This is a genomic window from Zestomonas carbonaria (genome assembly GCF_904061905.1).
Taxonomy (GTDB): domain Bacteria; phylum Pseudomonadota; class Gammaproteobacteria; order Pseudomonadales; family Pseudomonadaceae; genus Aquipseudomonas; species Aquipseudomonas carbonaria.
Genome location: NZ_CAJFCI010000061.1, coordinates 1 through 23893, shown reverse-complemented (window position 1 = coordinate 23893; position 23893 = coordinate 1). Strand labels below are relative to the sequence as shown.

At 66.6% G+C, this 23893-nt stretch carries 21 protein-coding genes; 14 read left to right on the top strand and 7 right to left on the bottom strand.

Annotation, left to right across the window (positions count from 1 at the left end; all coding sequences use genetic code 11):
- Positions 1-119: 119 nt before the first annotated feature.
- From PSEWESI4_RS15630 to mfd, 3 genes are read right to left on the bottom strand one after another with little or no spacing between them, the layout of a single operon-like run.
- Entirely contained in the window at positions 120-2765 is a 2646-nt protein-coding gene (locus tag PSEWESI4_RS15630; RefSeq protein WP_187672144.1) for a DEAD/DEAH box helicase, read from the bottom strand.
- Positions 2765-3286 carry a CsiV family protein gene (locus PSEWESI4_RS15625; RefSeq protein WP_187672143.1) on the bottom strand — a complete coding sequence of 174 codons (522 nt, stop codon included), beginning with the start codon at positions 3284-3286 and terminating at the stop codon, positions 2765-2767. The genes PSEWESI4_RS15630 and PSEWESI4_RS15625 overlap by 1 nt, the downstream gene beginning before the upstream one ends.
- A gap of 13 nt (positions 3287-3299) precedes the next feature.
- Entirely contained in the window at positions 3300-6740 is a 3441-nt protein-coding gene (gene mfd / locus PSEWESI4_RS15620) for a transcription-repair coupling factor (RefSeq protein WP_187672142.1), read from the bottom strand.
- Positions 6741-6877: 137 nt separating this feature from the next.
- Here mfd and PSEWESI4_RS15615 point away from each other — a divergent pair, with 137 nt between their 5' ends.
- The 3 genes from PSEWESI4_RS15615 to sthA all read left to right on the top strand — a co-directional run bounded on the left by PSEWESI4_RS15615 (position 6878) and on the right by sthA (position 11017).
- Positions 6878-8341, top strand: a complete 1464-nt coding sequence (locus PSEWESI4_RS15615) for a glyceraldehyde-3-phosphate dehydrogenase (protein WP_187672141.1) — start codon at positions 6878-6880, stop codon at positions 8339-8341.
- Between the two features lie 59 nt (positions 8342-8400).
- Positions 8401-9393 carry an FAD:protein FMN transferase gene (locus PSEWESI4_RS15610; protein WP_187672140.1) on the top strand — a complete coding sequence of 331 codons (993 nt, stop codon included), beginning with the start codon at positions 8401-8403 and terminating at the stop codon, positions 9391-9393.
- 229 nt (positions 9394-9622) lie between these two features.
- The gene (gene sthA, locus PSEWESI4_RS15605) at positions 9623-11017 is read left to right on the top strand and encodes a Si-specific NAD(P)(+) transhydrogenase (protein WP_187672139.1); all 1395 of its coding nucleotides are present in this window, start codon (positions 9623-9625) and stop codon (positions 11015-11017) included.
- 250 nt (positions 11018-11267) lie between these two features.
- Here sthA and PSEWESI4_RS15600 read toward each other — a convergent pair whose 3' ends face one another.
- The 3 genes from PSEWESI4_RS15600 to PSEWESI4_RS15590 are packed head-to-tail and all read right to left on the bottom strand — an operon-like array spanning position 11268 to position 12883.
- Entirely contained in the window at positions 11268-11987 is a 720-nt protein-coding gene (locus PSEWESI4_RS15600; protein WP_187672138.1) for a glycerophosphodiester phosphodiesterase, read from the bottom strand.
- Complete coding sequence (locus tag PSEWESI4_RS15595) at positions 11984-12295, bottom strand: phosphodiesterase (RefSeq protein WP_187672137.1); 312 nt, start codon at positions 12293-12295, stop codon at positions 11984-11986. The genes PSEWESI4_RS15600 and PSEWESI4_RS15595 overlap by 4 nt, the downstream gene beginning before the upstream one ends.
- A gap of 15 nt (positions 12296-12310) precedes the next feature.
- Positions 12311-12883: a PilZ domain-containing protein gene (locus PSEWESI4_RS15590; RefSeq protein ID WP_187672136.1), complete on the bottom strand. Its 573-nt coding sequence runs from the start codon at positions 12881-12883 to the stop codon at positions 12311-12313.
- A gap of 98 nt (positions 12884-12981) precedes the next feature.
- Between PSEWESI4_RS15590 and PSEWESI4_RS15585 the strand changes: the two genes are divergently transcribed.
- Genes PSEWESI4_RS15585 through PSEWESI4_RS15575 form a run of 3 tightly spaced genes read left to right on the top strand, consistent with a single transcriptional unit; the run spans position 12982 to position 16152 of the window.
- Positions 12982-14232, top strand: coding sequence for a lipoprotein-releasing ABC transporter permease subunit (locus PSEWESI4_RS15585; RefSeq protein ID WP_187672135.1), 1251 nt, complete (start codon positions 12982-12984; stop codon positions 14230-14232).
- Entirely contained in the window at positions 14225-14908 is a 684-nt protein-coding gene (gene lolD / locus PSEWESI4_RS15580; protein ID WP_187672134.1) for a lipoprotein-releasing ABC transporter ATP-binding protein LolD, read from the top strand. Before PSEWESI4_RS15585 ends, lolD begins: the two co-directional genes overlap by 8 nt.
- Complete coding sequence (locus PSEWESI4_RS15575; protein WP_187672133.1) at positions 14908-16152, top strand: lipoprotein-releasing ABC transporter permease subunit; 1245 nt, start codon at positions 14908-14910, stop codon at positions 16150-16152. Before lolD ends, PSEWESI4_RS15575 begins: the two co-directional genes overlap by 1 nt.
- 48 nt (positions 16153-16200) lie before the next feature.
- Here the strand turns inward: PSEWESI4_RS15575 and PSEWESI4_RS15570 are convergent, their stop codons facing one another.
- The gene (locus PSEWESI4_RS15570; RefSeq protein ID WP_187672132.1) at positions 16201-16761 is read right to left on the bottom strand and encodes a DUF2062 domain-containing protein; all 561 of its coding nucleotides are present in this window, start codon (positions 16759-16761) and stop codon (positions 16201-16203) included.
- Positions 16762-16890: 129 nt separating this feature from the next.
- Here PSEWESI4_RS15570 and PSEWESI4_RS15565 point away from each other — a divergent pair, with 129 nt between their 5' ends.
- The 8 genes from PSEWESI4_RS15565 to murB all read left to right on the top strand — a co-directional run bounded on the left by PSEWESI4_RS15565 (position 16891) and on the right by murB (position 23704).
- Positions 16891-19116, top strand: a complete 2226-nt coding sequence (locus PSEWESI4_RS15565; protein WP_187672131.1) for a DNA internalization-related competence protein ComEC/Rec2 — start codon at positions 16891-16893, stop codon at positions 19114-19116.
- Between the two features lie 71 nt (positions 19117-19187).
- Positions 19188-19823, top strand: coding sequence for a MotA/TolQ/ExbB proton channel family protein (locus tag PSEWESI4_RS15560; RefSeq protein ID WP_187672130.1), 636 nt, complete (start codon positions 19188-19190; stop codon positions 19821-19823).
- Positions 19820-20260 carry an ExbD/TolR family protein gene (locus tag PSEWESI4_RS15555; RefSeq protein WP_187672129.1) on the top strand — a complete coding sequence of 147 codons (441 nt, stop codon included), beginning with the start codon at positions 19820-19822 and terminating at the stop codon, positions 20258-20260. The genes PSEWESI4_RS15560 and PSEWESI4_RS15555 overlap by 4 nt, the downstream gene beginning before the upstream one ends.
- Positions 20260-21300 carry a tetraacyldisaccharide 4'-kinase gene (gene lpxK / locus PSEWESI4_RS15550; RefSeq protein ID WP_187672128.1) on the top strand — a complete coding sequence of 347 codons (1041 nt, stop codon included), beginning with the start codon at positions 20260-20262 and terminating at the stop codon, positions 21298-21300. Before PSEWESI4_RS15555 ends, lpxK begins: the two co-directional genes overlap by 1 nt.
- Entirely contained in the window at positions 21281-21466 is a 186-nt protein-coding gene (locus PSEWESI4_RS15545; protein WP_187672127.1) for a Trm112 family protein, read from the top strand. The genes lpxK and PSEWESI4_RS15545 overlap by 20 nt, the downstream gene beginning before the upstream one ends.
- Positions 21463-22227, top strand: coding sequence for a 3-deoxy-manno-octulosonate cytidylyltransferase (gene kdsB / locus PSEWESI4_RS15540; RefSeq protein WP_187672126.1), 765 nt, complete (start codon positions 21463-21465; stop codon positions 22225-22227). Before PSEWESI4_RS15545 ends, kdsB begins: the two co-directional genes overlap by 4 nt.
- Positions 22227-22688, top strand: coding sequence for a low molecular weight protein-tyrosine-phosphatase (locus PSEWESI4_RS15535; RefSeq protein WP_187672125.1), 462 nt, complete (start codon positions 22227-22229; stop codon positions 22686-22688). Before kdsB ends, PSEWESI4_RS15535 begins: the two co-directional genes overlap by 1 nt.
- Complete coding sequence (murB, locus tag PSEWESI4_RS15530; RefSeq protein WP_187672124.1) at positions 22685-23704, top strand: UDP-N-acetylmuramate dehydrogenase; 1020 nt, start codon at positions 22685-22687, stop codon at positions 23702-23704. The genes PSEWESI4_RS15535 and murB overlap by 4 nt, the downstream gene beginning before the upstream one ends.
- Positions 23705-23893 lie beyond the last annotated feature (189 nt).

Sequence of the window (23893 nt, the reverse complement as noted above, 5' to 3'; positions counted from 1 at the left end):
CACGGCCTGCCCCCTCTCCCTCCGGGAGAGGGCTGGGGTGGGGATCACGCTTTCAACCCACCCCGCGATTCGACCAGAACCGCAGGATGGGATACCTATCTTGAAGCTCGCCTTACGGGTTAGCTGCGACCTGGCAGCGGGGCGAACAGCGCGTCGATATCTTCCGGCTGAAGGCGCCAGTCGGCCTTCTCGTTGCCTTCCAGTACGCCGGCGGCGAGGGCGGCTTTCTGTTGCTGTAGCTGCTGGATCTTTTCTTCCACGGTGCCACGGGCGATCAGTTTGTAGACGAACACCGGCTTGTCCTGGCCGATGCGGTAGGCGCGGTCGGTGGCCTGGTTTTCCGCCGCCGGGTTCCACCAGGGATCGTAGTGGATCACGGTGTCGGCGGCGGTCAGGTTGAGGCCGGTGCCGCCGGCCTTGAGGCTGATCAGGAACAGCGGCACCTCGCCGTCCTGGAAGCGCTTGACCGGTGTGCGGCGGTCGCGGGTCGCGCCGGTGATCTGCACGTAGGGCAGATGGCGGCGCTGCAATTCTTCCTCGATCAGCGCGAGCATCGAGGTGAACTGTGAGAACAGCAGCACGCGACGGCCTTCGGCGAGCAGTTCGTCGAGCATCTCCAGCAGACTGTCCAGCTTGCTCGAATGGCTGGCGCCCTTGCGCTGCGGCGTATCGTGCTGCACCAGGCGCAGGTCGCAGCAGACCTGGCGCAGTTTCAGCAGGGCTTCGAGGATGATGATCTGGCTGCGCGCCAGGCCCTTGCGTTCGATTTCCTCGCGCACCTTGCGGTCCATGGCCAGGCGCACGGTTTCGTAGAGGTCGCGCTGGGCATCGTTGAGTTCCACCCAGTGGACGATCTCGCTCTTGGCCGGCAGCTCCTTGGCTACGTCCTCCTTCTTGCGGCGCAGCAGGAAAGGCTTGAGGCGCGCGTTGAGGTGGGCGAGGCTGACCGGGTCGCCGCGCTTCTCGATGGGAGTGCGGTAGTCGCGGTTGAACTGCTTGGCGTCGCCGAGCCAGCCGGGCATCAGGAAATGGAACAGCGACCACAGCTCGCCCAGGTGGTTTTCCAGTGGCGTACCGGTCAAGCACAGGCGCTGGCGGGCGTCGAGCAGGCGGGCGGCCTGGGCGGCCTTGCTGGTCGGGTTCTTGATGTGCTGTGCCTCGTCGAGGATCAGCACGTGCAGCGGCTGTTGCCTGAGATGCTCGATATCGCGCGGAAGCAGCGCATAGGTGGTCAGCAGAAGATCGTGGTCGGCCAGGCGTGCGAAATCCTTGCGACGTTGCGGGCCGTGCAGGGCGAGCACGCGCAGTTCGGGCGCGAAGCGTGCCGCTTCGTCCTGCCAGTTGGGGATCAGGCTGGTGGGCATCACCACCAGGGCCGGGCGGTCCAGGCGGCCGGCACGCTTCTCGGCGAGCAGGTGGGCGAGGCTCTGGAGGGTCTTGCCCAGGCCCATGTCGTCACCGAGCACGCCGCCAGCCTCCAGCTCGCGCAGGGTCTGCATCCAGCTCAGGCCTTCAAGCTGGTAGGGGCGCAGTTCGGCGTTCAGCCCGAGGGGCGCGCTGGCCAGGGTGCGCGCGCCGGCTCGCAGCTTGCGGGCGAATTCGCGCAGGCGTTCGCCGCCTCGCCAGTCCAGTTCCAGTCCTTCCAGGCTGTTCAGTCGCGCGGCGTCCGGGGCGGAGAGACGCAGGCTGGCGCCGGCCGGCTGGTCGCGCAGGTAGAGTTCGCCGAGGGTGGCGAGCACCGGTTTGAGGCGGCCGAAGGGCAGCAGCACCTGCATTGGCTGGCCGTCGCTGGAGCGCTGGGCGTCGAGTTGCAGGCGGAGCATTTCCGTGTCGCCGCGCCGCGCCAGGTTGTTCGGACTGAGCAGTTCCGGGCTGTTGCGGATCAGGCGCAGGAGCACCGGCAGCAGGCTGACCCGCTGGCCGTCGACGACGATGCCCAGTTCCAGGTCGAACCAGTCGCGTTCGGGGGACTCGTCGAGATCGGCGTACCAACTGTCCACCGGGGTGAGGTCGAAGACGAAGCCCGGCCTGATCTCGATCCGCCAGCCGCGTTCGCGCAGTTCCGGCAGTTGCTGCTGGACGAAATGCAGCCAGGCGTCCTCGCTGGGCAACTCGAACATTTCCGCCGAGTCCTGCGGCAGCGCCTGGCTCTGCCGCAGGGCGACGCTGAAGCCGAGCTGTTGCAGGGTCTTGCGCAGCGCCTGCTCGGCCTGTGGCTGACGGGCGATACGCAGCGTTTCGCCGTTTTCCACACTGCGGATCGCGGCGTCCGGGGACGCCTTGCCGTGCACGCGGATGCCGGCATAGTCGAATGCCAGCCCGGCGCGATGCTGCTGGCCGCGCTGCATGCGCCGGTTGCGCGGGTCGTACTGGGTGTAGAGGAGGGTGCCCAGGCTGAGCACCGGTTGCGGTTGCAGGTCGTCGATGCGGCGCTCCGGGGTTCGGGGTTGCGCCGGCGCGACGGAGGATGGCGGGAATTGCTGTGCTTCCAGCAAGGCGGCCACCACGTGCTTGCAGTTGTAGCCGACCGGGCAGGTGCAGAATCCGATCACCGGTTCGCCGCGGCGGCCCAGGCGGATGCGCTGCTGGTAGGTGTGGTTGCCGGAACCCTGGCAACTGAAGATCAGTTGCTCGTCGCGGACTTCCACGAAGCGCGAGCGGCCCTCGCGGGCATAGCCTTCGCCGCGGCGCAGGGTGCCGTCGTCGAAGGCGTCGCGCCAGGGTAGTTCGTGCAGCCGCGCGACGAATGCCGGCAAATCGTTCATTACATCGGCACGATCTTGATCAGCACACCGAGGTTGGAGTGGTCGAGGTAGTTCAGCTCGCCGTTCTTCAGTCGTGCGCTCTGTTTCAGGCGCTCACTGCTGGTGAGCAGTCCATCGGCGTCGAAGCGGTTGATCCAGAAGTCGAGGTTGGCTTCGGCGACGCGCTCCTGGGACAGGCTGACCGTGCCTTCCACCGGGAAATGACCGAACTGCTGGTCGCCGGTGCTGACCGCCACCTTGCTCGGCACGCTGGAGAGGTTCTGCGTCCAGGCCTTGTGCAGCAGCACCTGGTAGCCATTGTTCGGGTTGAGCTTGGCGGCCGCGCCGTCCAGCGCGGTGGCACGTTCGCTGCCGGCGATCGACTGCGCGCCGGAGGCCCAGTCGTCCGGTGCCGGTTGGCTGGCGGGAACCGGGTCGCCGGCCTGGCGGAAGATGATCAGTTCGACCTGGTATTGGCCGTCGGCCAGGGCCAGTGGGGCGAACAGGGCGAGCAACAGGGCCAGGTGGCGGAAGATGCGCATGTGGATCGGTCCTTTAAGCGGATTGCGGTACGAGGCGTTCGAACAGTGCCTCGAGATTATTGAAGCGTTCTTCCGGGCGTTCCATCGGCACCTGGAATTTGAAGGTGGTGGCGCCTTCGAACTTGTAGCGCTTCGGCTGGCCCTGGATCAGCTTGATCAGGGTCAGCGGATCGACGCTGGTGTTGGCGGCGAACTCGATGCGCCCACCTTGCGGGCCGGCGTCCACCTTGTCGATGCCGAGCTTGTCCGCCTGCAACTTGAGCAGGGTCAGGCGCATCAGGTTCCTGGTCGGCTCCGGCAGCAGGCCGAAGCGGTCGATCATTTCCACCTGCAGCTCCTTCAGCGCCTCCTCGTCGGCGGCGTTGGCGATGCGCTTGTAGAGGATCAGCCGGGCATGCACGTCGGGCAGGTAGTCCTCGGGAATCAGCGCCGGCACGCGCAGGTTGATCTCCGGGCCGCCGCCCAGCGGCTGTTCGAGGTTCGGCTGCTCGCCTTTCTGGATGGCCTTGACCGCGCGCTCGAGCATTTCCATGTAGAGAGTGAAGCCTACCGCCTGGATCTGTCCGCTCTGGCCTTCGCCGAGCAGTTCGCCGGCGCCGCGGATCTCCAGGTCATGGGTGGCCAGCACGAAGCCGGCACCGAGGTCCTGGGCGTTGGCGATGGCTTCCAGGCGCTTCTGCGCGTCGTCGGTCATCTGCTTGCGCGGCGGGGTGAGCAGGTAGGCGTAGGCCTGGTGGTGGCTGCGCCCGACCCGGCCGCGCAACTGGTGCAACTGGGCCAGGCCGAACTTGTCGGCGCGGTCGATGAGGATGGTGTTGGCGCTGGGCACGTCGATGCCGGTCTCGATGATGGTCGAGGCCACCAGCACGTTGAAGCGCTTGTGGTAGAAGTCGCTCATCACCTGTTCGAGATCGCGTTCGCGCATCTGCCCGTGGCCGATGCCGATGCGCGCTTCCGGCACCAGTTCGGCGAGGTCGGCGGCGCACTTCTCGATGGTCTTCACGTCGTTGTGCAGGTAGTAGACCTGGCCGCCGCGCAGCAGCTCGCGCAGCAGCGCTTCCTTGACGGTCGGCTTGTTGGACTCCATCACGAAGGTACGCACCGACAGCCGCCGAGCCGGCGGGGTGGCGATGATCGACAGGTCGCGCATGCCCGCCACCGCCATGTTCAGCGTGCGCGGGATCGGCGTCGCGGTGAGGGTGAGGATGTCCACCTCGCTGCGCAGGGCCTTGAGCTGTTCCTTCTGGCGCACCCCGAAGCGGTGCTCCTCGTCGATGATCACCAGGCCGAGGTTCTGGAACTTGACGTCGTCCTGCAGCAGCTTGTGGGTGCCGATGACGATGTCGATCTTGCCTTCGGCCAGCTTGGCCACCGCTTCGTCGACTTCCTTGGCGCTCTTGAAGCGGCTCATCACCTCGACCCGCACCGGCCAGTCGGCGAAGCGATCGCGGAAGCTGTTGTAGTGCTGCTGGGCGAGCAGGGTGGTGGGCACCAGCACGGCGACCTGCTTGCCGCTGTGCACGGCGATGAAGGCCGCGCGCATGGCCACCTCGGTCTTGCCGAAGCCGACGTCGCCGCACACCAGGCGGTCCATCGGCTTGCCGGCCAGCATGTCGTTGCGTACCGCGTCGATGGCGGACTGCTGGTCCGGGGTTTCCTCGAACGGGAAGCCGGCGCTGAAGGTTTCGTAGTCGACCTTCGGATCGTTGAAGGCGAAGCCCTCGCGGGCGGCGCGGCGGGCGTAGATGTCGAGCAGTTCGGCGGCGACGTCGCGAACCTGCTCGGCGGCCTTGCGCTTGGCCTTCTGCCACTGTTCGGAGCCGAGCCGGTGCAGTGGCGCCAGGGCGTCGTCGCTGCCGGTGTAGCGGGCGATCAGGTGCAGGCTGGCGACCGGCACGTAGAGCTTGGCTTCGTCGGCGTACTGCAGGGCGAGGAACTCGGCGGCCTGGCCGTCGATCTCCAGGGTGATCAGGCCCAGGTAGCGGCCGACGCCATGGTCGATGTGCACCACCGGCGAGCCCTCGCGCAGTTCGGCGAGGTTCTTGATGACGTTGTCGCCGGCGTCGCGACCCTTCTCGCGGCGGCGGCGCTGCATGACGCGCTGGCCGAACAGCGGGCTTTCCGCCACCAGCGCCAGGTCGTCGAGCAGCAGGCCCTCGTCCAGCGGCGCGATGCAGATCGCCAGGCGTTCGTCGCCTTCGACGAACTCCGGCCAGCCGGTGACTTCGCGCGGCTTCAGCTTGAGGCGGGCGAGCAGTTCCAGCAGCACTTCGCGGCGGCCGGCGGATTCGGCGCTGAACAGCACCTTGCCGGGGAACTCCTCGATGAACCGCCGCAAGGCCGCCAGCGGCTCGCTGGCCTTGGCCTGGATCGCCAGGTCGGGCAGGGCGCGGGCGGTGAAGCGCTCGCGGCCGACGCCGGGCTCGACGTCTTCCTGGGCGACCACCACGCGAGGCCAGTTTTTCAGGCGGGAGAAGCAGTCCTCCACCGGCAGGAAGATGTCGGACGGCGGCAGCAGCGGACGTTCGGGATCGACCCGGCGGTCCTCGTAGCGGTTGCGCGCGTCCGTCCAGAAATGCTCGGCGGCCTGCTCGATGCCCGGCAGCGAGAACACCTGGGTGTCCTGCGGCAGGTAGTCGAACAGGGTGGCGGTTTCCTCGAAGAACAGCGGCAGGTAGTACTCGATGCCGGCCGGGGTGATGCCGCTGGCCAGGTCCTGGTAGATCGGACAGCGCCGGAAGTCGACGTCGAAACGCTCGCGGAAGCGGCCCCGGAAATCGGTGACCGCCTTCTTGTCCAGCGGGAACTCGCGGGCCGGCAGCAGGCGGATCGACTCCACCTTGTCGATCGAGCGCTGGGTTTCCGGGTCGAAGGTGCGCAGCGTCTCGATCTCGTCGTCGAACAGGTCGATGCGGAAGGGCGTCTCGCTGCCCATCGGGAACAGGTCGATCAGCGCGCCGCGCACGGCGAACTCGCCGTGTTCGTAGACGGTGTCCACGCAGCGGTAGCCGGCCGCTTCCAGGCGCAGGCGCATTTCGTCGACGTCGAGTTTCTGGCCGACGTCCAGCACCAGGCTGGAACCGAGCAGGAAGCGGGTCGGCGCCAGTCGGTGCAGGGCGGTGGTGATCGGCACCACCAGCACGCCGTGGCTCAGTTGCGGCAGGCGGTAGAGGCTGGCGACACGCTGGGAAATGATGTCCTGGTGCGGCGAGAACAGGTCGTAGGGCAGGGTTTCCCAGTCCGGGAAATGCAGCACCGGCAGGTCGGGGGCGAAGAAGCGCAGTTCCTGTTCGAGGCGCTCGGCGTTCTGGCTGTCCGCGGTGAGCAGCAGGGTGAAGCGCTTGGCGGCGCTGGCGGCCTCGGCGATGGCGAGGGATTGCGCGGCACCGGGCAGGTTGCCCCAGTGCTGCTTGCCGGCACTGGCCGGCAAAGAGGGAAGACGCAGTACGGGCACGGGATGCGTGGCTCCGGTCGGAAAATGGACCGGCGGATTGTAACTATCCGGACGACCTGCTGTCAGTCTCAGGGCCGCAGCCAATTGCCGCCGTATCGGTGGGCCGGCATAATGTAGCCCCTTTTTTCAGCCCCTACATGTGGAAGGTACTGCCCGTGACCCAGAAGCCCGACCAGTGTCTCGGTGAGTGGATCGATCGTGAAGCCCTCGCGGAAGCGATGATTCCGTTGATTGGCCAGCTCTACCGCAACAACAACGTGGTGACCTCGATCTACGGCCGTGGCCTGATCAACCGCTCGGTGATCGCCATCCTGAAAGCCCATCGTTTCGCCCGCCATCGCCTGGGCGACGACGAACTGGCGGTGCATGACACCTTCACCATCCTCAAGACCATGAGCGAGCTCAAGCTGGGCGCCGCCTCGGTCGACCTGGGCAAGATGGTCGCCAAGTTCAAGGCCGAAGGTGACGGCCGCAGCCTCGAGCAGTTCACCAAGGACGAACTGGCCGACATCGTTGGCAAGCAGAACGGCAACAAGCGCGAAGGCACCGACGTGGTGCTCTACGGCTTCGGTCGCATCGGCCGCCTGCTGGCGCGCATCCTGATCGAGAAGACCGGTGGCGGCGACGGCCTGCGCCTGCGTGCCATCGTCGTCCGCAAGGGCGCCGAGAACGACCTGGTCAAGCGCGCCAGCCTGCTGCGCCGCGACTCGGTGCACGGCCCGTTCGACGGCACCATCACCATCGACGAAGCCAACAACACCCTGACCGCCAACGGCAACCTGATCCAGGTGATCTATTCCAACGATCCGGCTTCGATCGACTACACCCAGTACGGCATCAAGAACGCCCTGCTGGTCGACAACACCGGCAAGTGGCGCGACGCCGACGGCCTCGGCCAGCACCTCCAGTGCCCGGGCATCGACCGCGTGATCCTCACCGCACCGGGCAAGGGCGCGCTGAAGAACATCGTCCACGGCATCAACCATGGCGACATCACCGCCGACGACAAGATCATCTCCGCCGCGTCCTGCACCACCAACGCCATCGTGCCGGTGCTCAAGGCGGTGAATGACCAGTACGGCATCGCCAACGGCCACGTCGAGACCGTTCACTCGTACACCAACGACCAGAACCTGATCGACAACTTCCACAAGGGCAGCCGCCGCGGCCGCAGCGCTCCGCTGAACATGGTGATCACCGAGACCGGTGCCGCCACCGCCGCCGCCAAGGCCCTGCCGGTGCTCAAGGGCAAGCTGACCGGCAACGCCATCCGCGTGCCGACGCCGAACGTGTCCATGGCCATCCTCAACCTGAACCTCGAGAAGGCCACCACCCGCGACGAGATCAACGAGTTCCTGCGCCAGACCGCGATGCACTCGGATCTGCACAAGCAGATCGACTACGTCGCCTCGCAGGAAGTGGTATCGACCGACTTCGTCGGCTCGCGCCACGCCGGCGTGGTGGATGCCGAGGCGACCATCTGCAACGACAACCGTGTCGTTCTCTACGTCTGGTACGACAACGAGTTCGGTTATAGCTGCCAGGTGGTTCGCGTGATGGAAGACATGGCCGGGGTCAACCCGCCGGCTTTCCCGCGCTGATCGCGGCATGACAAAACGGGAGCTTCGGCTCCCGTTTTGCATTGTGGAGCGGGTTCCGAATGATCTTGCGTGTCGTCATCGTGCTGCTGCTGCCCATCGTCCTGGCCGGTTGCGGGCCTCGGGTCGAGGAGTTCGGCGGGCCGACCATGGGCAGTCGCTACGCGATCAAGTACCTGGCCGAGCCCGGCGGACCGGATCGCGCGCGGTTGCAGGCGGAGGTCGAGGCGATCCTCGCCGAGGTGGATGAGCAGATGTCCACCTATCGCAGCGATTCGCTGGTCTCCCGTTTCAATGCCGCGCCGGCCGGGAGCTGCCAGCCGATGCCGGCGCCGGTGCTGGAACTGGTGAGCTTCGGCGCGCGGTTGTCCGAGCAGAGCGGCGGTGCCTTCGACCTGACCGTCGAGCCCTTGCTCGATCTCTGGGGCTTCGGTCCGCAATCGCGCGGCGAGCGGGTGCCGAGCGCGGAGGAGATCGCCGAGGTGCGTGCGCGGGTCGGTCACCGGCATCTGCGTATCGACGGCGATCGACTGTGCAAGGATGCCGCCGTGCAACTGGACTTCGACAGCATCGCCGCCGGCCATACGGTGGACCGGATTGCCGCGCGGCTGGAGGAACTGGGCCTGCGCAGCTATCTGCTGGACGTCACCGGCGAGCTCAAGGTGCGCGGCCGCAAGCCGGATGGCTCGCCCTGGCGGGTGGCCATCGAGGCGCCGCGCGACGATCGTCGGGAGGCGCAGCGGATACTGGCGCTGGACGGCTACGGTGTGTCGACCTCGGGCGACTACCGCAACTATTTCGAGGTCGATGGGCTGCGCTATTCGCATACCTTCGACCCGGCCAGCGGTACGCCGGTCCGTCATGACCTGGCCTCGGTGACGGTGGTCGACCGTTCCGCGCTGCGTGCCGATGGTCTTTCGACCCTGCTGATGGTGTTCGGTCCGCAGCGTGGCTTGGCCTTTGCGGAAGAGCAGGGGATCGCCGCGCTGTTCGTGCGCCGCAAGGCGGAGGGTTTCCTGGTCGAGGAGAGCCGCGCATTTCGCGATCTGGAGTAACAGGTAGGATGGGTGACAACCCATCGCAACCGGAGCCGATGGGTTGCACGGAGCTCCTGCGAGACCTTGTAGTGACGACAAAACTCGCCTACCCCGCGACCAAGCGCTAATGTGCAGCGCCTGGTGCCCTGGCTAAGCTGCGTGGATTGGGCGCCAACGATGTTTTCGGCCGTGGCGGGCGCCGCGGCGTTACCGTGGCTGCGGCTGCGGTCTGTTCTAAGGAGTAAGCATGGCTGTCTACAACTACGACGTGGTGGTGCTCGGCTCGGGCCCGGCGGGGGAAGGCGCGGCGATGAACGCCTCGAAGAGCGGCCTGAAGGTGGCGGTGGTGGACAACCGCCGCGAGGTCGGCGGCAATTGCACGCACCTCGGCACCATCCCCTCCAAGGCGCTGCGCCACTCGGTGCGGCAGATCATGCAGTACAACACCAACCCGCTGTTCCGCCAGATCGGCGAACCCCGCTGGTTCTCCTTCCCCGATGTGCTGAAAAGCGCCGAGAAGGTGATCGCCAAGCAGGTCAGTTCGCGCACCGGCTACTACGCGCACAACCGCATCGATGTGTTCTTCGGCACCGCCAGCTTCGCCGACGAGCAGACCGTCGAGGTGGTCTGCAACAACGGCGTGGTGGAAAAGCTGGTGACCAAGCAGGTGGTCATCGCCACCGGCTCGCGCCCCTATCGCCCGGCGGATGTCGACTTCAACCACCCGCGGGTCTACGACAGCGACACCATCCTCAGTCTTACCCACACGCCGCGCCGCCTGATCATCTACGGCGCCGGGGTGATCGGCAGCGAGTACGCCTCGATCTTCAGCGGCCTCGGCGTGCTGGTCGACCTGATCAACAACCGCGACCAGTTGCTCAGCTTCCTCGACGACGAAATCTCCGACGCGCTCAGCTACCACCTGCGCAACCAGAACGTGCTGATTCGCCACAACGAGGAGTACGAGCGCATCGAGGGCACCGACAACGGGGTGGTCCTGCATCTCAAGTCCGGCAAGAAGATCAAGGCCGATGCCCTGCTGTGGTGCAACGGCCGTACCGGCAACACCGACAAGCTGGGCCTGGAGAACATCGGCATCAAGGTCAACAGCCGTGGCCAGATCGAGGTGGACCAGCACTATCGCACCTCGGTGTCGAACATCTACGCCGCTGGCGACGTGATCGGCTGGCCGAGCCTGGCCAGCGCCGCCTACGACCAGGGCCGCTCGGCCGCCGGCAACATCGCCGAGCAGGATAGCTGGCGCTTCGTCGACGACGTGCCGACCGGCATCTACACCATTCCGGAGATCAGCTCGATCGGCAAGAACGAGCAGGAACTGACCAAGGCCAGGATTCCCTACGAAGTGGGCAAGGCGTTCTTCAAGGGCATGGCACGCGCGCAGATTTCCAACGAGCCGGTGGGCATGCTGAAGATCCTCTTCCACCGCGAGACCCTGGAAGTGCTGGGCGTGCACTGCTTCGGCTACCAGGCCTCGGAGATCGTCCACATCGGCCAGGCGATCATGAACCAGAAGGGCGAGGCGAATACCCTCAAGTATTTCGTCAACACCACCTTCAACTACCCGACCATGGCCGAAGCATACCGGGTAGCGGCGTTCGATGGGCTCAACCGGCTTTTTTGAACGGCTCCGACCGGTGGCCTGAGCCGGTCGGAGAGGACTTCTTCGGCAATTCCCGGGTGTGGCGCTGGCCGAACCGGGAGAGCCTTTGAGCCAGGCGCGATGCGTTCTCTTCTCAAGGATGAGGGGGAGGCCGGACGCATATCGTGCGATGATTCGCCGGATATGCCTGGGTGGCTCCCTGCGCGCGGCGCACCCTACGTAATCATCCTCGCTGGTCTCCGTAGGGTGCGCCGCCACCCGGCTATGCGGCTCAACGCTTGAGCGTGGCCACCGCCAGTCCGGGGAAGTCGGTAATCAGGCTGTCCACGCCGAAGTCGGCGAGCCGGCGCATCAGCGCCGGTTCGTTGACCGTCCACACCGAGACGTGCAGACCCTGTTTCTGCGCCTTGAGCAGGCGTTCCGGGGTGCACAGCGTCCAGTTCAGCGCCAGCAGGTGGCAGCCGTAGCTCTGCGCGACCTTGATGGGATCGAGCCAGGCGTATTCGGCCACCAGGCCGCGCGCCAGTTGCGGGGTCAGGTGGTTGAGCGCGCGCAGCACCTCCCGTGAGCTGGAGGTGACGGTGATCTTGTCGGTCAGCCCGTATTCGTTGGCCAGTTCCTGGATCGCCAGCACGGTGCGCGCGGCTCGGTCGCGCGAGGCGCTCTTCACTTCGAGTTGCCAGTGCTCGAACGGGCATTTCTCGAACAGCTCGGCCAGTCGCGGGATGGGGCAGGGCTGCGGCCAGCCGGGCCAGCCTTGGCGGGCGTCATATTTCACCAGTTCGGCGGCGGCGTGTTCGGCGACCTTGCCGCGCAGCCCGGTGGTACGTTTCAGGGTCGGGTCGTGGATCACCATCAGCTCGCCGTCCAGGGACAGGTGCAGATCCAGCTCGCAGCGTTGCACACCGTGTTCGAGGCATTGCCGGAAGCTGGCCAGGGTGTTTTCCGGGGCTTCGCCCTTGGCGCCGCGATGGCCGTAGATTTGCGTCACGGAGACTCCTTGGTCGGAATGGAAACGGGGTTGCGCGGCTGGTGGTGGATGACGCTGTTGATCACCCGGCCGCTCTCGAAATAGACGCTGAAATCACGATAATCCCAGCGGGTGATCGGCGGTTGGCCCACCGGGCGGTGCTCCTGGTCGGCCAGGCCGAAGCGTTCGAGCACGGCCTGCTGGCTATCGCCGCGGACGGGCAGCGGGATATGCGCCGCGCCCTGCTGGCCGACGGGAATGGTCAGGGTGTCCGCCCACAGGGATGTCGGGGCGAGGAGGGCGAATAGCAGTAGGGCGCGTGGCGGCATGGCCGGGGGCTCCAATCAGGGTTGCTGGCGAGCCTGGCGACGCTCGAGCGCCTGTTTCTGCAGGATATATCGGGCCAGCAGTTGGCGTTGCGCGTCGCTCAGGGCCTCGAATTCGGTACCGATGTTATAGCCGCCGCCGTCCTGCGGCTGGCAGTGGATCACAACGGCGCGCAGCAGCAGGCCGAGGGCCTGGGGCATCAGCACGATCTTCAACGCCAGGTGGCTGCCGATCGCCACCGGTTGCGGGTCGTCGAAGTTCAGCCCGCCTTCGGACAGGGTCACCCGCCGTGGCGTGCCGATCTCGCCCAGCACGCCCTGGGCCAGTGCCTGGGCGAGCAGGTCGGTACGCTTGTTGATGACCTTCAGGTAGTTGGCCAGGGTGCGGTCGCGTTCGCTGATGTGCCGCAGCAGGTGCTGGGACTCGTAGTCCAGTGTGTGCAGTTCGCTGAGCAGGTTGAACAGCGGCGAGTCGTCGTGCAGCTCTTCCCGGGCGGAGGCCTCGGCACCGCTCAGCAGGGTGAATTCCAGTGCGATCGTATCCTCGATACGGTAGTATTCGCGGCGATCATCTTCGTCTTGTGTCGACATGGCGAACCCATGGCAGCGATGGTGGTCAGAGTTTAGGGCCGGCCGTCAGGCCCTGCCACATGGACGTTCCTTCTTTCGCCGGCGAATCGAATTCCTTTATGTTCAGACCGCTGTCCGTATTCATCGGCGCCCGCTACACGCGCGCCAAACGCCGCAATCATTTCGTTTCCTTCATTTCCCTGACTTCGATGATCGGGCTCGCCCTCGGCGTGCTAGTGATGATCGTGGTGTTGTCGGTGATGAACGGCTTCGACCATGAAATGCGCACCCGTGTGCTCGGCATGGTGCCCCACGCCACCGTCGAATCGCCGACGCCGATCGACGACTGGCGTGTGATCGCGGCCCAGGTGCAGCAACAGCCGCAGGTCGTGGCGGTGGCGCCTTTCACCCAGACCCAGGGCCTGCTGACCAACCAGGGCCAGGTGCAGAAGATCCTGATCAACGCCGTCGACCCGCGGGAAGAGAGCAAGGTGTCGATCATCGGTGATTTCTTCCGCGAGGGAAGCCTGGAGGCGCTCGAGGCTGGCGAGTTCGGTATCGTCGTCGGCGACAAGGCGGCGACCAGGCTTGGCGTCGGTATTGGTGACAAGGTCACTTTCGTCGCTCCCGAGGTGGCGGTGACGCCGGCGGGAATCTTCCCGCGCCTGAAGCGTTTCACCGTGGTCGGCATCTTCCACGTCGGCGCTGGCGAGATCGACGGCCACGTGGCCATGGCCAACCTGCACGACATCGCCCGCCTGCAGCGCTGGAAGCCCGACCAGGTGCAGGGGCTGCGCCTCAAGTTCGACGACCTGTTCCAGGCCCCGCGCATCGCCTGGGACATCGCCCAGCGCCTCGATGGCCAGGACTTCTACGCCCGCGACTGGACCCGTTCGCACGGCAACCTGTACCAGGCGATCCGCATGGAGAAGACCATGATCGGCCTGCTGCTGCTGCTGATCGTCGCGGTGGCGGCGTTCAACATCATTTCCACCCTGGTCATGGTGGTCACCGACAAGAAGGGCGATATCGCCATCCTGCGCACGCTGGGCTCGTCGCCCGCGCAGGTCATGCGCATCTTCATGGTCCAGGGCACGGTGATCGGCGTGGTCGGCACCCTGATCGGCGGTGTGCTGGGCATCCTCTCCGCGCTCAACATCAGTAGCTGGATCGCCGGCCTGGAACGGCTGCTGGGCATCAAGTTCCTGAATGCCGACGTCTACTTCATCGATTACCTGCCGTCGCAACTGCGCAGCGAAGACGTGGTGCTGGTCTGCGGCGCGGCATTGATCCTGAGTTTCTTCGCCACTCTCTATCCGGCCTGGCGTGCCGCGCGCACCCAGCCCGCGGAGGCGTTACGTTATGAGTAAGCAAGTCGTCCTGAGCTGCCGCAACCTGGGCAAGAGCTACGACGAGGGTCCTCAATCGGTGACGGTGCTGTCCGGCCTCGACCTGGAGTTGCAAGCCGGCGAGCGGGTGGCCATCGTCGGCAGCTCCGGCTCGGGCAAGAGCACCTTGCTGAACATGCTCGGCGGCCTCGATACGCCGAGCGAGGGCAGCGTCTGGCTGGCCGGCCAGCAACTGTCGGCGCTCAGCGAGAAGGCCCGTGGCCTGCTGCGCAACCAGCAGCTCGGCTTCGTCTACCAGTTCCACCACCTGTTGCCGGAATTCACCGCGCTGGAGAACGTGTGCATGCCGCTGCTGATCGGCAAGACGCCGATCCCCGAGGCGCGCGAACGTGCCGCCGCGCTGTTGCAGCGGGTCGGCCTCGGCCATCGCCTGGAGCACAAGCCGGCCGAGCTGTCCGGCGGCGAGCGCCAGCGCGTGGCCATCGCCCGGGCGCTGGTCAACCGTCCCGGCCTGGTGCTGCTCGACGAGCCCACCGGCAACCTCGACCACCATACCGCGCTGGGCATCCAGGAGCTGATGCGCGAGCTGAGCAGCGCCTCGGACACCGCCTTCCTGGTGGTCACCCACGATCCCGTACTGGCGGGGCAGATGGACCGCATCCTGCGCCTGGAAGACGGCAAGCTGGTGGCCGCCTGATGTTCCGTCCTCTTTCCATCTTCATCGGCAGCCGCTACACGCGGGCCAAGCGGCGCAACCATTTCATCTCGTTCATCTCGCTGACCTCGATGATCGGCCTGGCCCTCGGCGTGCTGGCGATGATCGTGGTGCTGTCGGTGATGAACGGCTTCCAGAAGGAAATGAGCTCGCGCATCCTCGGCATGGTGCCGCACGCCACCATCGGCAACGCTCAGCCGCTGGACGACTGGCGCGCGGTGGCCGAGGCGGCGCAGCGTAATCCGCAGGTGCTGGCGGCGGCGCCGTTCAGCGAGCTGGACGGCATGCTGTCCTACAAGGGGGCGATGCAGTCGATCCAGGTCAACGGCATCGATCCGGCCGAAGAGGACAAGGTGTCGATCATCGGCCGGCATATCGTCCAGGGCAGCCTGGAAGGCCTGAAGCCCGACGAGTTCGGCGTGGTGCTCGGTGAGATCACCGCGCGACGCTTCCGCCTCAACGTCGGCGACAAGCTGACCCTGATCGTTCCCGAGCCCAGCTCGGTGCCGGGCGGCATCACCCCGCGCATGCAGCGGCTGACGGTGGTCGCGGTGTTCAAGGTCGGCGCCGAGCTGGATGGCAACCTGGCGCTGATCCACATCGCCGATGCGGGCAGCATCCAGCGCCTGCAACCGGGTCAGGTGCAGAGCGTGCGCCTGGCGCTCGAAGACCTGTACAAGGCGCCGCAGGTGTCGGCGGCCATCGCCGCGCAACTGGGCGACGGTTACCGGGCCAGCGACTGGACCCTCACCCAGGGCAGCCTGTTCAGTGCAATGAAGATGGAAAAGACCATGATCGGCCTGCTGTTGCTGCTGATCGTCGCGGTGGCGGCGTTCAACATCATCGCCACGCTGATCATGGTGGTTGCCGACAAGGGCGCCGACATCGCCATCCTGCGTACCCTGGGCGCCACGCCGGGGCAGATCATGGCCACCTTCGTGGTCCAGGGCTCGATCATCGGGGTGATCGGCACCACCGTCGGTGCTGTGCTCGGAGTGATCGCCGCGCTCAACGTCAGCCAACTGGTCGGCTGGCTGGAGCGCATCAGCGGCCAGCACATCTTCAGCTCGGACGTGTACTTCATCAGCAACCTGCCGTCCGACCTGCAAGGGTTCGATGTGCTGCTGATCTGCGCGGCGGCGCTCGGCCTGAGCTTCCTCGCCACCCTCTATCCTTCCTGGCGCGCGGCCCAGGTGCAGCCGGCGGAAGCCTTGCGCTACGAGTGAGGGACGAACGGCCTGGCGCGACGAATGTTCGCGGCCAGGCCGCACCGATCATTCCGGACGTTGCTGTCGCGCGGCCTGGCGTTTGCTCCAGCTCCGCTGTACCCACCAGCGCCAGTAGAGCATGGTCAGTACGTAGCCGAGGATGCCGGCGAGGATGCCGCAGACCACCGAGCCGACCAGGAAGGGCAGCAGGATCGGTTCCCACATCACCCGGATCAGATCCCAGGACGGTTCCTCGAGGACGCGGCTGACCCTCGGCCAGACGTGCTCGCTGATCTGCCCGGCGGGGACCTGCAGGACCCAGGTGCCGACCTTGTAGGTGCAGTAGAACACCGGCGGCATGGTGATCGGGTTGGTCAGCCAGACCAGCCCGACGGCGATCGGCAGGTTGCCGCGCACCATCACCGCGAGGCTGGCGGCCAGCAGCATCTGCAGCGGCAGCGGAATGAAGGCGGCGAACAGGCCCACTGCCATGGCGCGCGCCACCGAGTGGCGGTTGAGGTGCCAGAGGTTGGGGTCATGCATCAGGGTGCCGAGAAAGCGCAGCGACTTGTGCTCGCGAATGCTTTGTGGGTTGGGCATGTAGCGCTTGAAAAGGCGTCGCGGCATGAAGCTGTCTCGGGCAGGGCGTGAAACCGGGCTATTATGCCCGGGTCTTGAGGGAATCAAGCCGGCATTTTGTGACAACAAATAAGTGCCGCGCCCTTCCGGACACAAGGAAGGTTGATCGGAGTCCACATGCGCACAGGGATGATTGCGCTGGCCGCGGGCTTGCTCGCCCTGCGGTTCCTGCCGGCCTTGCCGCCGGGCTGGCTGTTGCCGCTTCTCGCGGTGGTGGGCCTGATGTTGCTGCCGTTTCGGAGCTATCCGCTGGCTTTCTTCCTGTTCGGTTTCTGCTGGGCCTGCACGTCCGCGCAGTGGGCGCTGGACGATCGCCTAGCGGTAGAGCTGGACGGCCGGACGTTGTGGCTGGAAGGGCGGGTCAGCGGGCTGCCCGAGCAGCGCGACGGAGCGATGCGTTTCCAGCTTGAGCAGCCCCGTTCGCGGCGCGCCGAGCTACCACAGCGCCTGCGCCTGGCCTGGTACGGCGGTCCGGAGGTTCAGGCCGGCGAGCGCTGGAGGCTGGCGGTCAAGCTCAAGCGTGGACATGGCCTGGTCAACCCGCAGTCGTTCGATTACGAAGCCTGGCTGCTGGCCCAGCGCATCGGTGCCACCGGCACGGTCAAGCATGGCGAGCGCCTCGGTCCGGCGCGGGGGCCGTCCGCCTGGCGGGATGTCTTGCGCCTGCGCTTGCTGGAGGTCGACGCCTTCGGTCGCGAGGGTGGCCTGGCGGCGCTGGTGCTGGGAGACGACTCGGGACTGTCGGTGGCCGACTGGCGCCTTCTGCAGGACACCGGCACGGTGCACCTGATGGTGATTTCCGGCCAGCACGTGGCCTTGATGTCGGCCCTGGTCTACGGCCTGATCGCCGGACTGGCGCGCCTTGGCTGGTGGCCGCGACGCTGGCCCTGGCTGCCCTGGGCCTGCGCGCTGGCCTTCGCGGCGGCGCTCGGCTATGGGCTGCTGGCCGGTTTCGAAGTGCCCGTGCGCCGGGCCTGTGTGATGGTCGGCATGGTGCTGCTCTGGCGCCTGCGCTTTCGTCATCTCGGCGTGTGGTTGCCCTGGTTGCTGGCGCTGAACGCCGTGTTGCTGGTGGAGCCGCTGGCCAGTCTGCAGGCCGGCTTCTGGCTGTCGTTCGCCGCCGTGGCGGTGCTAGCCCTGGTATTCGCCGGCCGCCTGGGGCCGTGGAGCTGGTGGCGTAGCTGGGGCAGGGCGCAGTGGACCATGGCCATCGGCCTGTTGCCCGCATTGCTGGCGCTGGGGCTGCCGGTCAGTGTCAGCGGGCCGCTGGCCAACCTGATCGCGGTGCCCTGGGTGGGCTTTCTGGTGGTGCCGTTGGCGTTGCTCGGCACCCTGTTGCTGCCGTTGTTCGGCCTGGGCGATGGGCTGCTGTGGCTGGCCGGCGGCCTGCTCGAACTGCTGTTCCAGGTGCTCGCCCGGATAGCCGCCTGGCTGCCGGCCTGGTCGGCGCCGGCGATGCCCTGGTGGGTCTGGCTGCTCGGTGCTATCGGAGCGTTGTTGCTGCTCCTGCCCGCCGGTGTGCCGATGCGTGCCCTGGGCGCGGCGTTGCTGGTGCCGATGCTGGCGCCGCCGGTCGATCTACCGCCGCCGGGCCGTGCCGAAGTCTGGGTGCTGGATGTGGGGCAGGGCCTGGCGGTGCTGGTGCGAACCCGGGAACACGCGCTGCTCTACGACACCGGGCCGCGCTTCGGCGAGTTCGATATCGGCGAGCGAGTGGTGGCGCCTTCGCTGAAGGCCCTGGCGGTCGGGCGGCTGGATCTCATGCTGATCAGCCATGCCGACGCGGACCATGCCGGCGGCGCCGTTGCTATCGGACGGGCCTTGTCGGTCGAACGTGTGCTCAGCGGCGAGCCCGAATCGCTGCCGGCCGACTTGCACGCCGGTCCCTGCGTGGATGGCGCCGAATGGACCTGGGATGGCGTGCGCTTCATCACCTGGCGCTGGCGTGAGGCCGTGTCGGGCAACCCGGCCAGTTGCGTGCTGCTGGTGGAGGCGAACGGCGAGCGCTTGCTGCTCACCGGCGACATCGACGCCAGGGCCGAGCGGGCCCTGGTGGATGCCGGTCACGACCTGCGCGCCGAGTGGTTGCTGGCGCCGCATCACGGCAGCCGCAGCTCCTCGTCGGCGGTCTTCCTCAAGGCCGTCAGGCCGCGGGTGGTGCTGATTTCGCGCGGGGCGCACAATGCTTTCGGCCATCCCCATCCACTCGTGCTGACGCGCTTCCGGGCCTTCGGCATCGACGTGCGCGACACGGTCGACGGCGGCGCGTTGCGCCTCGAACTGGGCGCCCATGGCGAGATATCCGAACTGCGCGGAGATCGTCGATTCTGGAGGGAAAAATGAGAACGGCGGCGGTCGGCGAGCCCCTCTCCCTATGCTAGAGTGGCGCCACTTTTCCGAGGGGAATCAATGCCGTGTGGGAACTGATTAAAGCGGGCGGCTGGTTGATGCTGCCGATCATTCTCTGCTCCATCGCCGCCATGGGCATCATCGTCGAGCGGCTGTGGACCTTGCGGGTCAACCGGGTCTCGCCACCGCACCTGCTCGGCCAGGTCTGGCGCCTGATCAAGGACAAGAGGCTCAACGCCCAGAAACTCAAGGAAATCCGCGCCTCGTCGCCGCTCGGCGAGGTCCTGGCCGCCGGCCTGGCCAACTCCAAGCATGGCCGGGAGGTCATGAAGGAGTGCATCGAGGAGGCCGCCAGCCATGTCATCCACGAACTGGAGCGCTATCTCAGCGCCCTCGGCACCATCGCCGCGGTGGCGCCACTGCTCGGCCTGCTCGGCACCATCCTCGGCATGATCGAGATCTTCAGCGGCTTCATGGAAGGCGGCATGGCCAACCCGGTGATACTCGCCAGCGGGATCGGCAAGGCCCTGATCACCACGGCCGCGGGCCTGGTCGTCGCGATTCCGGCGGTGTTCTTCCACCGTTTCCTGATCCGCCGGGTCGACGAGTTGGTGGTGGCCATGGAGCAGGAGGCGATCAAGCTGGTGGAAGTGGTGCAAGGCGACCGTGAAGTCGACTTCGCCGAGGTGACCAAAGCGTGAAATTTCGCCGCCGCGCGGGCAATGTCGCCCGGGAAGAGGTGTTCCTCAACCTGACCTCGATGATCGACGTGATCTTCGTGCTGCTGCTGTTCTTCGTCGTCACCACCACCTTCATCCGGCCGTCGCAGATGAAGGTCGAACTGCCCGAGGCGGTCAGCGGCACCCCGCCGGAAGCCTCCGAGCAGAAACCGCTGGAAGTGGCGATCAGCGCCGATGGCACCTTCTCGCTGAATGGCCAGGTGCTGGTGAAAAGTGACCTGGCCACGCTGATGACCGCGTTGCAGAAGGAGTCGGAGGGCAATAACAACCTCCCGCTGACCATCAGCGCCGATGGCAAGGCCACCCACCAGGCGGTGGTCACCGCCATGGACGCGGCCGGCAAGCTGGGCTTCAGCCAGTTGCGCATCACCACCGTCGAGCCCCAGGCATCGCCCTGATGGCTGTTGCCGACCGCCTGCTCGCGGCCTGGTACGCCGGGCATCCGGCGCTGCACCTGCTGCGTCCGCTGGAGTGGTTGTATCGCGCGGTGGTACGGCGCAAGCGCCAGCGTTTCCTGGCGGGCGAGGGCGCCATCTACCGGGCGCCGGTGCCGGTGGTGGTGGTCGGCAACATCACGGTCGGCGGTACCGGCAAGACGCCGCTGATCCTCTGGCTGATCGAACATTGCCGCCAGCGCGGTCTCCGGGCCGGGGTGGTCAGCCGTGGCTACGGCGCCCAGCCACCGCAACTGCCCTGGCGGGTCGAGGCGGGGCAGGAGGCGGCGGTTGCCGGTGACGAGCCGCTGCTGATCGTGCAGCGTACCGGCGTGCCGCTGATGATCGATCCCGATCGCTCCCGCGCGGTACGCGCCTTGCTCGATGCCGAACCGCTCGACCTGATCCTCTGCGACGATGGCTTGCAACACTACCGCCTGGCCCGTGATCTGGAACTGGTGCTGGTGGATGCCGCGCGTGGCCTGGGCAATCGCCGTTGCCTGCCCGCCGGGCCGCTGCGCGAACCGGTCGAGCGGCTGTCCAGTGTCGATGCGCTGCTGTTCAATGGCGCCAGGGAGGATGGCGGCGATGGTTTCGCCTTTCGCCTGCAACCCGGCGCCCTGGTCAATCTGGCCAGCGGGCAGCGCGCGTCCTTGAGTCACTTTCCCGCCGGCCAGCAGGTTCATGCAGTGGCCGGTATCGGCAATCCGCAGCGTTTCTTCGATACGCTCGAAGCGCTAAACTGGCGGCCTGTGCCGCACCCCTTTCCCGACCATGCGCAGTACAGCCCGCGGCAGTTGGCGTTCAGTCCCGACTTGCCGTTGCTGATGACCGAGAAGGATGCCGTGAAGTGCCGGGCATTCGCCGCGCCGGGCTGGTGGTACCTGGCGGTCGACGCCACCCCTTCGCCGGCCTTCGTCGCCTGGTTCGATGCGCAACTGGCGCGCCTGTTGCCCGGGCGCCCCGACCTCAAAGGATGTTCCGATGGATCCGAAACTGCTTGATATCCTCGCTTGCCCGATCACCAAGGGTCCGCTCAAGCTCAGCGAAGACAAGACCGAACTGATCAGCAAGGGCGCCGGCCTGGCGTTCCCGGTTCGCGACGGCATCCCGGTGATGCTGGAGAGCGAGGCTCGTACCCTTACCGCAGAAGAGCGGCTGGAGAAATGAGTCAGGCGTTCACCGTCGTCATTCCCGCCCGCTACGCTTCCACCCGCCTGCCCGGCAAGCCGCTGCAGGACATCGCCGGCAAGCCGATGGTCCAGCACGTCTGGGAGCAGGCGCGCAAGAGCCACGCCGAACGCGTGGTGATCGCCACCGATGACGCGCGTATCGTCGAAGCCTGCCGGGCTTTCGGCGCCGAGGTGCTGCTGACCCGCGAGGATCACAGCTCCGGCACCGACCGCCTGGCCGAAGTGGCTGGCCAACTGGGGCTGCCGGGCGATGCCATCGTGGTCAACGTACAGGGCGACGAGCCGCTGATCCCTCCCTCGATCATCGATCAGGTGGCGGCCAACCTGGCGACCCACCCGGAGGCGGCGATCGCCACCCTGGCCGAGCCCATCGAGGATGTGGCGGCGTTGTTCAATCCCAACGTGGTCAAGGTCTCCAGCGACTGCAACGGCCTGGCGCTGACCTTCAGCCGCGCCCCCTTGCCCTGGGCGCGCGACGCCTTCGCCGCCAGCCGGGAACGACTGCCGGCCGGCGTGCCTTATCGCCGGCACATCGGCATTTATGCCTACCGCGCGCAGTTCCTTCACGACTTCGTCGCCTGGGGCCCGTGCTGGCTGGAGGGCTGCGAAAGCCTGGAACAGTTGCGCGCGCTCTGGCACGGAATGCGCATCCATGTCGCCGACGCCCTGGAAGCGCCACCGACCGGAGTCGACACGGCGGAAGACCTTGAGCGCGTCCGCCACCTGCTGGGGGCCTGATGAATATCCTGTTCGTCTGCATGGGCAACATCTGCCGTTCGCCCACCGCCGAAGGCGTGTTCCGTCACAAACTGGAGCAGGCCGGCCTGCTCGGTCGGGTGCAGGTGGACTCCGCCGGTACCGGCGACTGGCACGTGGGCAAGGCCCCGGATGGCCGCTCGCAGAGTGCGGCGGCGCAGCGCGGCTACGATCTGTCCGACCTGCGCGCGCGCCAGGTGGTGGCCGCGGACTTCCGGCGTTTCGACCTGATCCTGGCCATGGACCATGACAACCTGGCGCGGTTGCAGGCGCTGCAACCGAACGATGGCGCCGAGCTGGATCTGTTCCTGCGCCGCTATCGACTGGCCCTCGACGAGGTGCCTGATCCCTATTACGGCGGCGTCGATGGCTTCGAGCAGGTCCTCGACCTGATCGAGCAGGCCAGCGAGGCGCTGCTCGCCGAAGTGCGGCAGCGTCTATGAGCCTGCCGATCCGCCAGAAGGTTTCTCTCAGGCCCTACAACAGCTTCGGCGTCGAGGTGTTCGCCCGCGAGTTCGTCGAGGCCCATGACGACCGGGAAGTGTGCGAGGCCCTGGCCTATGCCGGAGAGCGGGACTTGCCGTTGCTGGTGATCGGCGGCGGCAGCAACCTGCTGCTCACCGGCGATGTCGATTCCCTGGTGCTGCGCATGGCCAGCCGTGGCCTGCGCATTCTCGCCGACGACGGCGAGCGGGTGCTGGTCGAGGCCGAAGCCGGCGAGCCCTGGCATCCCTTCGTGCTGTGGAGTCTGGAACGGGGGCTGGGTGGCCTGGAGAATCTGAGCCTGATCCCGGGCACCGTCGGCGCCGCGCCGATGCAGAACATCGGCGCCTACGGCGTGGAGCTGAAGGATGTGTTCGCCGGCCTGGCCGCGCTGGATCGCCGGAGCGGTGAGCTGCGCGAGTTCACCGGGGAGGACTGCCGCTTCAGCTACCGCGATAGCCTGTTCAAGCAGCAACCCGGCCGTTGGCTGATCCTGCGCGTGCGTTTCAGCCTGTCCCGCAATGCCGAGCTGCATCTGGACTACGGCCCGGTACGCCAGCGCCTGGCCGAGTTCGGTATCGAGCGGCCGACGCCACTGGACGTCAGCCGGGCGATCTGTGCGATCCGCAGCGAGAAGCTGCCCGATCCCGCCGAGCTGGGCAACGCCGGCAGCTTCTTCAAGAACCCGTTGGTCTCCGCCGAGGTGGCGGACGACCTGCGCCGGCAGCATGCCGATCTGGTCGCCTATCCCCAGGCCGATGGCCAGGTGAAGCTGGCCGCCGGCTGGCTGATCGAGCGGGCAGGGTGGAAGGGCTTTCGCGATGGCGATGCCGGCGTGCATCGCCTCCAGGCGCTGGTGCTGGTCAATTACGGCAAGGCCACCGGCCAGCAGTTGCTGGCCCTGGCCCGGCGTATCCAGGCCGATATCACCGCGCGCTTCGGGGTTGAACTGGAGATCGAACCCAACGTCCTGTAGAGGCTGTAGGGTGGGCTTCAGCCCACCGATCCAGCTCAATTCCACATGGTGGGCTGAAGCCCACCCCTACGGAGGCGGGGCAATAAAAAAGGTTCTTCGCGGACTCAGGGGAAAGAGCGAGTTGACAGTCAGGGAAATGGGTAAATTGGCAGTCGCCAAACGAACCAACCCCCACCCCCTGCTGCCGCT